Here is a 9,238-nt window from a genome sequence, read left to right as displayed (position 1 = left end):
GTCAGAGGTAGTCCTCCCGGTCCTCGAAGACCTCGGGCCAGAAGTAGGAGGCGGCGAGCCCCGGGTCCAACTCCAGCGCCCAGTCGCGCAGTCGGCGGCCGGAGTCGGCGAGGGCCGCCTCGTCCGCGCCGTAGTAGTACGTGCCGTAGAGGCGCAGCAGGGCCGCGAACTGCTCGATCGACGAGGCCATGGGGCCGAGGTAGAAGTCGCCCTCCTCGCGGTCGGCGGAGTAGCGGGAGACCCGGCCGCTCTCCCCGTCCACGGTGATCATGGTCAGTCCGTTGTTGTCGGTGGCGATCAGGTACGCGTACTCGCCGAGCCCGGCGAAATCGGACTCGTCGGGGGAGTGCAGGTCGGTGGTGCGGAATTCGTACAGGCCCCGCTCCGCCAGCGTCCCGGAGCCGAAGTCGACCAGCGGGTGGTACACCGCCGGGAAGCCGACCTCGGTCAGGAACCGCCGGGTGGGTTCGTGCCGCAGGCCCGCCGGGAGGTCGGCGGGGTCGGACGTCCACAGCGCGGCGGAGCCGTAGTACCGGGCCAGCCACTCCCGGTCGGGCCGCCGGGCCTCCGGGGGGAGGGCGGCGGGGGCCGGCGCGGTGACCGCCGGGGGGCCGTCCTCGAAGGGGGCGGCGAAACCGTCCGCGCCCTCGTCCAGCACGGCCGCGAAGCAGCCCCAGCCGCCGCCGAACACGGCCAGCCCGAGCCCGTCCGACCCGAGCCCGTCCAGCCCGAGCCCGTCGAGCCCGTCCGGCCCGAGCCCGTCGGGGCCGTCCAGCCGTACGGCGTGCGAGAGCTGCGCGGGCGCGGCCGGGAGGACCGCCCCCTGCCAGCCCGCCGGGCCGTTCAGCGCCGCCGTGCCCGGCTCCGGCAGGTCGTCCGGCAGCAGCGGCCGGTAGGGCCCGTCCGGGCCGTCGTCCCCGAACGGGCGGTACAGCCGCGGCCCGGCCAGCACGGCCCCGTCGGCCAGGCCCACCGCGTACGCGTAGTAGGCGTCCTCGTCGTCCGGCTCCATCCGCTCCAGCCGGGCCAGCACGTACTGCTCGTGCACCGACACCACCGGGGTGCCGTCCCGGTCCACCACCCGCAGCCCCACCACCCGGCCGCCCGGGGCCCGGCAGGCCGCCCGGGCGCCCGGCGGCACCCAGCGCGACCAGACGGTGCGCCACGGCAGCCGGTGTCCGGCGCCCGCGAGCAGCTCCGCGTCCGCCGCCCGGCCGTGGCTGACCAGCAGCAGGTGCAGCCAGGACAGCCACTCGCCGTGCCGCCCGGCCGCCGGGCGCACGCCCAGCCGCTCCAGGTGGTGCACGTCCTCGGCCAGCGTGCCGGCCGGCACCCCGTCCGGCCAGCACTCGGCCATGCCGGCCAGCAGCCGCTCCCGGTCCACCCCGGCGAGGAACAGCGGGTCCTCGATCAGCGCGGGCAGCTCGGCGGCCCGGAACGCGCGGTCCGGGCGGGGGGCTGGGCGGGGAGTCGGACGGGGGGTCGGCTCGGGGCCGGCGGTCATCGGCGTTCTCCGTGGTGCGGTCGGTCGGACGTCAGCGGGTGCGCGCCACCGTACCGCCCCGGCCCGCTACCCGGCGGTGTCGTACACCGCCGTGACCGGTGCGTGGTCGCTCCAGCGCTCCGCGTGCGTGGCGGCGCGCTCGATCCGGGCACCGGTGCAGCGGTCGGCGAGGCCGGGGGTCGCCATGTGGTAGTCGATCCGCCAGCCGGCGTCGTTGTCGAAGGCGCGGCCGCGGTAGGACCACCAGGAGTAGGGGCCGTCCTGATCGGGGTGGTGGCGGCGCAGGACGTCGACGTAGCCGTGCTCGTCCAGGACGCGGGAGAGCCAGGCGCGCTCCTCGGGGAGGAAGCCGGCCTTCTTCTGGTTGGCCTTCCAGTTGCGCAGGTCGGCCTCGCGGTGGGCGATGTTCCAGTCGCCGCAGACCACCACCTCGCGCCCCCCGGCGGCCGCGCGGGTGCGCAACTCGCCCAGGTGGAGCAGGAATTCGGCCATGAAGCGTTCCTTCTCGTCCTGCCGTCCGGTGCCGACCTCGCCGGAGGGCAGGTAGAGCGAGGCGACGGTCAGGCCGGGCAGGTCGAGTTCGGCGTACCGGCCGGAGCCGTCGAACTCGGCGGAGCCGAAGCCGACCCGGGTGGCGTCGGGGGCGCGGCGGGAGAGCACGGCGACCCCGGCCCGGCCCTTGGCGGCGGCGGGGGCCCAGACGGCGTGCCACCCGTCGAGGCGGGCCAGCACGTCGGCGAACTGCTCGGGCTCGGCGCGCACCTCCTGGAGGCAGACCACCTCGGACTCGGTGCCGTCGATCCACTCCAGGAAGCCCTTCTTGGCGGCGGCCCGGATCCCGTTGACGTTGACAGTCGTGATGCTTTGCACGGAGTGAGGGTACCGGGTCGCCCGGAAACCCGGGCATTGCGGGCGAATCGGGGCGCCATACCGGGTCGGGGGGCGATCCGCAAGGAACCCTTCCCATTGGTCTTGACCATCTCCCCGGGCACCCCCTACTGTCACTTACTGCAAAGACCTTTAATAAAGAAGGACGGATAAAGCCCGCCTCCTCCACCTGCCGAAACGGGGGTGCGCGGTGGACTGTCGTCCCTTCAGGGTGGAGGACACGGTGGGGCAAGGAACGCTTGCGGCGGTGGCGGAGCCCAAGTACTGGCACCTGCGCACGGTGCTGCTGCGCACCATGGACGCCGAGTTCTCCACCGGGCAGGTGCTGCCCAACGAGCGGGAGCTCTCGGCGCGCTTCGGCGTGGCCCGGGCGACGCTGCGGCAGGCGCTCGACCAGCTGGAGCTCGAGGGGCGGCTGGTCCGCCGCCGCGGCATCGGCACGCTGGTGGCCGCCCCGCGGGTGGGCGTCCCGGTCGGCGGGCGGGAGGACGGCCGGGGCGGTGCCGTCCACGGCGGCCCGGACTGGAAGGTGGTGGACTGCACCACCGGCCCGGCCTCCGCCGCGCTGGCCCGCACGCTGGGCCTGGCCGAGGGCGAGCAGGTGCACACGGTGCGCCGGCTGCGGGTGGTCCGGGGCGTGACGGTGGCCGCCGAGTCGCTGCACGTGCCCTCGGCCGCGCTGCCGCACCTGGCCGTCGTGGTGGACGGCAACGACCGGGCCCGCGGCGTGCTGCGCCAGCTGGAGCGGGCCGGGGTGGACGGCGAGTCCCGCTCGGTGGAGCTGGGTGTCGCGGAGGCCGCCGAGGCCGCGCTGCTGGAGCGCCCCCCGGGCACCCCGGTGCTGGTGGTCACCACCCAGTACGCGGCGGCCGGCCGGCTGGCGGCGGTCGCCGTCTCCACCTACCGGGCCGACACCTGCAAGCTGACCTTCGGCGAGTCCGGCGCGGCCGTCCAGGTGTCCGCCGAGGTCAAGGCCGCCGCCGTCTCCTGATCCCGCGCCGGGCCCCGGCCCGGGACGGGACGAGGTGACGGGGCGTCAGGAGCGTTGTCGGCGGCCGCGGTTAGGCTGCTGTCCACTGATGGACGGTGGACGGGGGCGGCACCGCGATGGAACCGAACGACTCTCCGGGTCCGGCCCGAGCGGCGGAGCACGGCAGCGCACTGGCCGAGCGGGCGACCGCCGCGGTCCGCGCCGACCCGTTCCGCCCGGTGCTGGAGCACGACCGGTTCGCCGGTCCGTGGGTGCGCGGCCCGCTGCGTCCGCGCCCCGACCTGGCGGCCTTCCCGAGCGGCCACCCGCTGCCGCCCAGCCTGCGCACCTGGCTGGCGTACGACAGCGGCATGCTGGAGCGCCACGGCTGGTTCGACGCCGGCGGCGCGCTCGCGCCGCGCACCCTGGGCGAGATCGCCACCGTGGAGTACGGCGAGGGCTGGGGCTCGTGCTACGAGCCGTTCTCCGCGCTGTTCGGCGAGTGCTTCCTGCTGCCCGGCGGCTCCGATTCGAGCCGCGTCCTCTCGGTCGGCCCGGGTGGCGAGCGCGACGGGCTGGGCGAGTACCCGGTGTTCGCGCTCGACGTGGACGACCTGCCGTACGCGGTGCTGATGTACCCGGGCTTCGACGTCTACCTCGCCGAGACGGCCGGCGTGCTGCCCTCCGGCGTGCTGCCCTCCGGCGTCCGCCCGGGTTACGACGCGCTCCGGCACGACCCCCGGTACGCGCACCGGATGGCGGCGCACGCCCGGGGGCGGCTCGGGGGCGAGTACGACCTGCTCTGCCTGCCGTGACCGCCCGGCGGCCCGACTCCCTCGCCGGGCCTACCGGTTGGCCGGCTCCCTCGCGGGGCCTACCGGTTGGCCGGCGGGTCGACCGTGAACAGCTGCTCCTCGACGTGGTCGAGGGCGATCCGCAGCGCGCCCATCGCGACCACCTCGGAGCCGAGCGCGGCGAGCGCGACCTCGGGGGAGCGCAGCGTGTAGCGGGCGAGCTGTTCGCGCAGCGGCTCCAGCACGCCGTCCAGGCCGGCCGCCCAGCCGCCGACCACGACGAGTTCCGGGTCGAGGGCGAGGACCAGCGCGGTGACGTCGTGGACGAGCCGGCCCAGGAAGCGGTCCATGGCGATCTGGGCGACCTGGTCGCCCTCCCGGGCGAGCCGCAGCACCCGGGCCACGGCGGCCTCGTCCAGCGGGTCGAGCGGCTTGCCGGTGGTGGACAACAGCCGTTCCGGGGTGGCCTGTTGGCCGAGCAGGTGGAGCGCGCCGATCTCGCCCGCCGCGCCGCCGTGGCCGCGGTGCAGGCGGCCGCCGATCAGCGAGCCGGCGCCGGGGCTGAGCCCGGCCATCACGAACACCACGTCGCCCTTGCCGACGGCCGCGCCCTTCCAGTGCTCGGCGATGGCGGCCAGGTTGGCGTCGTTCTCGATCACCACCGGGCAGCGGAAGGAGCGGCGCAGCCGGGCGCCGAGGTCGAGGCCGGTCCAGCCGGGCATCGCGGTGCCGAGCCGGACGGTGCCGTCCCGGTCGACGATGCCGGGGGTGCCGACGACGACCTCCCACAGGCTGTCGCGGGAGACGCCGGCCTTGCGCAGCACCTCGCCGACGGTGGTGCGGACCAGGGTGAGGCGCTCCTCGGCCTCCAGCGCCTCGTCCACCGTCTTGGCGTGGCTGGCCAGGATCTCGCCGGCCAGATCGGCGAGGACCACCCGCAGGTCGTGGACGCCGATCTCGATGCCCAGCACGTGCCCGGCCTCGGCGCGGAAGCGGAACCAGCGGGCCGGGCGGCCGCGTTGGCGCCCCGACTCCTGCACGTGCTCGACCTCGGCGACCAGCCCGGACTCCAACAGTCCCTCGATCACGCCCTCGACGGTCGGCCGGGACAGGCCGGTGTCGCCGACGAGCTGGGTGAGCGTGACGGCCTGCCCGTCGCGCAACGACCGCAGGGTGACCGCCGCGTTGATCCGCCGCAGCAGTGAGGAGTCCCCTCCGGTGAGCCGGTCCGTCAAGTCGCTGCCCTTCCGCTTCGCGCGACTGCCCTGGCGCGCGGTGCCGTGGAGCGCGGTTGCGCCCCTCCCGCCGTGGTCGGGCAGGTGCGGGCCCGCGCGGAGCCGCCGCCCGCGGACCGGCACTGTGGGGTGCCTCGACCGGGGCGTCTGCCCGGATCGTACTCGCGCGCCCCTGCGAGGGGCGAGCGTTTCCGCAGCTCATAACGGCTTCGGTATCGAAACGGTACGTCGTCCGTGATCGCGGGGTGACCCGGCGGCGGCGTCGTCGCGGTACGGGGCGCCCGCCCGCTGCACCTACCCTTGGGCGGCATGGGGAACAACACGGCCGCCGTGCGTCAGAGCGCGTCCGCCGACACCGAGTTCGTCCGGGCCCACACCTCGCCGGCCCCGGTGCCGTTCGTGCCGGAGGTGCGGCTGCGGATGGCGGACGACGCGATCGCACTGTGGGAGACCACCGAGCGGGCCCGCGGGCGGGAGGGGCTGGCGCCGCCGTTCTGGGCGTTCCCGTGGGCGGGCGGGGTGGCGGTGGCCCGGTACGTGCTGGACCACCCCGAACTGGTGGCGGGCCGCCGGGTGCTGGACCTCGCGGCGGGCTCCGGCCTGGTGGCCGTCGCGGCGGCGCTGAGCGGCGCGGCCGCGGTGCGGGCCGCCGAGATCGACGCGTACGCGGTGGCCTCGATCGAGGTGAACGCGGAGCTGAACGGCGTCGCGGTGGCCGCCGAACTGGCCGACGTGCTGGACGGCGACGGCGCGCCCGCCGAGGTGGTGCTGGCCGGGGACGTGTTCTACGAGCGGGCGATGGCCGCCCGCTTCCTGCCGTTCCTGGAGCGGGCCGCGGCCCGGGGCGCGACCGTGGTGGTCGGCGACCCCGGGCGGGCCTACCTGCCGCGCGGGCGCTTCGACGCGCTCGCCGAGTACACCGTTCCGGTCGCCGCCGACCTGGAGGACGCGGCCGAGAAGGCCACCACCGTGTGGACGCTGCGCGGCTGACACGGCGTCAGGTTCCGGTCGGCCGCGGCGCGGGCGGGCTGACGGACGCCGAGGGCGGGACCGAGGGCGGGACCGAGGGCGGTGCCGAGGGCGGTGCGGACGGCGGGATCAGGCAGGTCGGGCCGGTCCAGGTCGGGCTCGCGCTGCCGGAACTCGCGCTGGAGCCGGGGCTCGGCGGAACGGTCTGCGCGGGCGCGGGTGCGAGCGCGGGCGCGGGCACGGCCGGGGACGAGGTCGGGGACGAGCCCGGGACCGGCGGGCTGGGCAGCGGCGAGCTGGGCGGCGCGCCCGTCATGTCCGGGCAGGCGGGCAGGCCGGTGCTGCTGTCGTACAGCGACACCCGCTGGACCTGGTAGGGCCCCTGCCCGTACCAGCCGTGGAAGTACACGGTGAGCGTCCGGGTCGTCCCGCCGGTGCGGACCACGGTGTGCAGCCTCGTCCGCTCCGCCCCGTTCGCCCACAGGTAGGTGTTCTCGACCTCGCCCCCGGAGACGCCGACGAAGGCGTACGCGCCGGAGACGTCCGCCGTCAGGTCGTAGGTGGTGTACGGCCGGACCTCCACCTGCTGGCTGCACCCGGCGAAGTCGAACCCGCCCGGGCGGCCCTCGACGCCCTGCGCCAGGCGGCGGACGTCGCCGTCGCAGGTCCAGTTGTCGGTGAGCGGCCGCAGGAACGAGCCGTCCCGGACGGCCTCCTGGGTGGCCGCGGCGCTGCCGGTGCCGAGCAGGGCGAAGCCCGCGGTGGCGGTCAGCAGCGCGAACGAGGCGAGGGCGCCGAGCGGGGCGCGTTCGCGCTGGCGGTGGTGGCGGCGGTGGGACACGGGTGCACGCATGCCGGCTCCGGGTGGGGGCGGTGGAAGGGGCAGCGGTGCGAGGGAGTGGACCACACCATGGGGGATGCCGCGGGTGCGCGTCAAGAGCGGGCAAAATCCGCGCCCGCCCACCGACGACGGCGGGCGGGCCGGAAGTTGACGAACGGTCAGGACGCGGCGGGGCAGGAGCGGGGCGGGCTGGGATCGGGGCTGGGCGACACGGTGGTCGGCGGCCAGGTGTCGTTCTCGGTGCTGCCCGGACTGGGGGTGGCGGCCGGTTGCGGGGGACGGGTCGTGCCGGGTGTCGAGGTCGGTGCCGCATCGCTCGGGCCGGCGCTGCTCGGGGTGGCACCGCTCGGGCCGGCGCACGGGGTCGCGGGGGAGGAGCGGGGGTAGCCGGGGCCGACCAGGGAGACCTGCCGGACCTCGTACCACTCCTGGCCGTACCAGCCGTGGAAGTACACCGTCAGTGAGGTGGTGTGCGGGCCGGTGCTGACCTCGGCGGTCAGGCCGTTCCACTCCGGGTCGTTCGACCAGGCCATGACCGTCTCGCCGCCGGTGTCGGTGCCCCGGGTACCGACGAAGACGTACGGGCCGCGCACGCTCGCGCTCAGTGCGTACGTGGAGTTCGGCTGGACGGCCACCTGCACGGTGCACTCGGCGAAGTCGTCGGCGGTGGGCCGGCCGTCCACCCAGTGCTGGTCCTGCCAGGAGACGAAGCCCGAGTGCGACGAGCAGTTCCAGACCGGGGGGAACGCGGCGAACCGGCTGTCGGGCACCACGTCCACCGTCGGCAGCCCGGTCGTCGGCAGTTCGGCGGCCGCGGGGGCGCCGAGGCCGAGGGTGGCCGCGGCGGCCAGGACGAAGGAGCCGAGCGCGGCCCACGGCGGCCGCCCGTCGGGGGCGTGGCGGTGGCCGGGGCGGCGCGGGTGGCGGGACAGGGGTGCACGCATGCCATCTCCAGGAGTGCGGTCGGTCGATGGAAGCGGTGCGAGGGAGTGCGCCACACCCTTGTGGGCTGCGCCCGCCGCGTCAAGGACGGCGGGAAAACGGAGTTGACGAGACATCAGAAACCGATCGGGGTGCGGCCGCAGGCCGAAGTGCCGGGCCCGCACTGCCAGATCCACGGCACCGAGTCGAAGCACGGTTTCAGGACCAGCCGGGTGGTCGGCAGGACCGCGGCAGCCGAGCCGTCCGGGCCGGTGCCGGGGCCGGTGCCGCCAAGGGGGCCGGGCAAACCGTTGGCGGCGTTCCCGGTCCGGCTGGTAGGAACGGACGCATGAACGAGTACGAACTGCGCGCCGCGCGCCCCGCCGACATCGACGCGGTGCTGGCCTTCTGGGCCGAGGCCGCCGAGGGCACCAGCATCAGCGACGACCGGGCGGGCGTGGCCCGGCTGCTGGAGCGCGACCCGCAGGCGCTGATCCTGGCCGAGCACGAGGGCGCGCTCCTCGGCACCGTCATCGCGGGCTGGGACGGCTGGCGCTGCCACCTCTACCGCCTCGCCGTCCACCCGGCCGCCCGCCGCCGCGGCATCGGCACCGCCCTGCTGGACGCCGCCCACGCCCGCTTCACCGAGGCCGGCGGCCGCCGGGCCGACGCCATGGTGCTGGAGGGCAACGAACTCGGCCGCTCCGCCTGGCAGGCCGCCGGCTACGGCCGCGAGGACCAGTGGCGCCGCTGGACCAAGCCGCTGGACGACGCCGCCCGACCCGCTTCGTGACGCCCGCGGCCGACGACCCGTCGCGGGTCCCGCCGGAGGACCTGCGCGCGGCCGCTGGCCTGCTGCTGCGCCGGCCCGGCGGTCGGTCGGCCGGCTGACGGTCGGGCGGTCGGAGTCCTGGCCGCGGGCGGCGGGTCAGGCCGTCTTGAGGGTGCCGCCGTCGATGACGTGATCCGCGCCGTGGATGTTGGCGGCGCGGTCGGAGAGCAGGAAGACCACCAGGTCGGCGACCTCCTCGGGGGTGGTGAGCCGGCCGGAGGCGGTGCCGGCCTGGGCGGGGAGGTTGGCGAGCAGTGCCTCGTGCGGGACACCGAGGGAGGCGG

The 9,238-nt window shown here is 76.0% G+C and carries 10 protein-coding genes; 4 read left to right on the top strand and 6 right to left on the bottom strand.

The window, feature by feature from the left end:
• Window position 1: 1 nt before the first annotated feature.
• Together ACFUEL_RS28410 and ACFUEL_RS28405 are read right to left on the bottom strand one after the other, a co-directional pair.
• Window positions 2-1,504 (bottom strand): SUKH-4 family immunity protein, encoded by a 1,503-nt coding sequence (locus ACFUEL_RS28410; protein WP_380239623.1) that lies wholly within the window; start codon window positions 1,502-1,504, stop codon window positions 2-4.
• 66 nt (window positions 1,505-1,570) lie between these two features.
• Window positions 1,571-2,365 carry an exodeoxyribonuclease III gene (locus ACFUEL_RS28405; protein ID WP_380239624.1) on the bottom strand — a complete coding sequence of 265 codons (795 nt, stop codon included), beginning with the start codon at window positions 2,363-2,365 and terminating at the stop codon, window positions 1,571-1,573.
• Window positions 2,366-2,615: 250 nt separating this feature from the next.
• Between ACFUEL_RS28405 and ACFUEL_RS28400 the strand changes: the two genes are divergently transcribed.
• Window positions 2,616-3,383 carry a GntR family transcriptional regulator gene (locus tag ACFUEL_RS28400; protein ID WP_380239622.1) on the top strand — a complete coding sequence of 256 codons (768 nt, stop codon included), beginning with the start codon at window positions 2,616-2,618 and terminating at the stop codon, window positions 3,381-3,383.
• Between the two features lie 116 nt (window positions 3,384-3,499).
• Complete coding sequence (locus ACFUEL_RS28395; protein WP_380239621.1) at window positions 3,500-4,177, top strand: hypothetical protein; 678 nt, start codon at window positions 3,500-3,502, stop codon at window positions 4,175-4,177.
• A 59-nt stretch (window positions 4,178-4,236) separates the two neighbouring features.
• Here the strand turns inward: ACFUEL_RS28395 and ACFUEL_RS28390 are convergent, their stop codons facing one another.
• Window positions 4,237-5,391 (bottom strand): ROK family protein, encoded by a 1,155-nt coding sequence (locus tag ACFUEL_RS28390; RefSeq protein ID WP_380239620.1) that lies wholly within the window; start codon window positions 5,389-5,391, stop codon window positions 4,237-4,239.
• Window positions 5,392-5,700: 309 nt separating this feature from the next.
• On the opposite strand from ACFUEL_RS28390, the gene ACFUEL_RS28385 reads away from it, so the two are divergent.
• Window positions 5,701-6,381, top strand: coding sequence for a class I SAM-dependent methyltransferase (locus ACFUEL_RS28385; RefSeq protein WP_380239619.1), 681 nt, complete (start codon window positions 5,701-5,703; stop codon window positions 6,379-6,381).
• Window positions 6,382-6,388: 7 nt separating this feature from the next.
• On the opposite strand, the gene ACFUEL_RS28380 is transcribed toward ACFUEL_RS28385, so the two are convergent.
• Together ACFUEL_RS28380 and ACFUEL_RS28375 are read right to left on the bottom strand one after the other, a co-directional pair.
• The gene (locus ACFUEL_RS28380; protein WP_380239618.1) at window positions 6,389-7,213 is read right to left on the bottom strand and encodes a hypothetical protein; all 825 of its coding nucleotides are present in this window, start codon (window positions 7,211-7,213) and stop codon (window positions 6,389-6,391) included.
• 146 nt (window positions 7,214-7,359) lie between these two features.
• On the bottom strand, window positions 7,360-8,145 hold the full coding sequence (locus ACFUEL_RS28375) for a hypothetical protein (RefSeq protein WP_380239617.1): 786 nt from the start codon (window positions 8,143-8,145) through the stop codon (window positions 7,360-7,362).
• 326 nt (window positions 8,146-8,471) lie between these two features.
• Between ACFUEL_RS28375 and ACFUEL_RS28370 the strand changes: the two genes are divergently transcribed.
• Window positions 8,472-8,915: a GNAT family N-acetyltransferase gene (locus tag ACFUEL_RS28370; RefSeq protein ID WP_380239616.1), complete on the top strand. Its 444-nt coding sequence runs from the start codon at window positions 8,472-8,474 to the stop codon at window positions 8,913-8,915.
• Window positions 8,916-9,050: 135 nt separating this feature from the next.
• Here ACFUEL_RS28370 and ACFUEL_RS28365 read toward each other — a convergent pair.
• Window positions 9,051-9,238: SDR family oxidoreductase (locus tag ACFUEL_RS28365; RefSeq protein WP_380239615.1), on the bottom strand; the 188-nt coding region annotated here is incomplete at its 5' end.

It is taken from the genome of Kitasatospora sp. NPDC057198 (genome assembly GCF_042670125.1).
In the GTDB taxonomy this organism is placed as follows: Bacteria; Actinomycetota; Actinomycetes; order Streptomycetales; family Streptomycetaceae; genus Kitasatospora.
This window is presented reverse-complemented; position numbering and strand designations above follow the sequence as displayed.

Bases quoted from the DNA above. Each gene is read 5' to 3' on its own strand.
- ACFUEL_RS28375 (WP_380239617.1), bottom strand. From the start codon at position 8,145: ATGCGTGCACCCCTGTCCCGCCACCCGCGCCGCCCCGGCCACCGCCAC.
- ACFUEL_RS28370 (WP_380239616.1), top strand. From the start codon at position 8,472: ATGAACGAGTACGAACTGCGCGCCGCGCGCCCCGCCGACATCGACGCG.
- ACFUEL_RS28410 (WP_380239623.1), bottom strand. From the start codon at position 1,504: ATGACCGCCGGCCCCGAGCCGACCCCCCGTCCGACTCCCCGCCCAGCC.
- ACFUEL_RS28395 (WP_380239621.1), top strand. From the start codon at position 3,500: ATGGAACCGAACGACTCTCCGGGTCCGGCCCGAGCGGCGGAGCACGGC.
- ACFUEL_RS28385 (WP_380239619.1), top strand. From the start codon at position 5,701: ATGGGGAACAACACGGCCGCCGTGCGTCAGAGCGCGTCCGCCGACACC.
- ACFUEL_RS28380 (WP_380239618.1), bottom strand. From the start codon at position 7,213: ATGCGTGCACCCGTGTCCCACCGCCGCCACCACCGCCAGCGCGAACGC.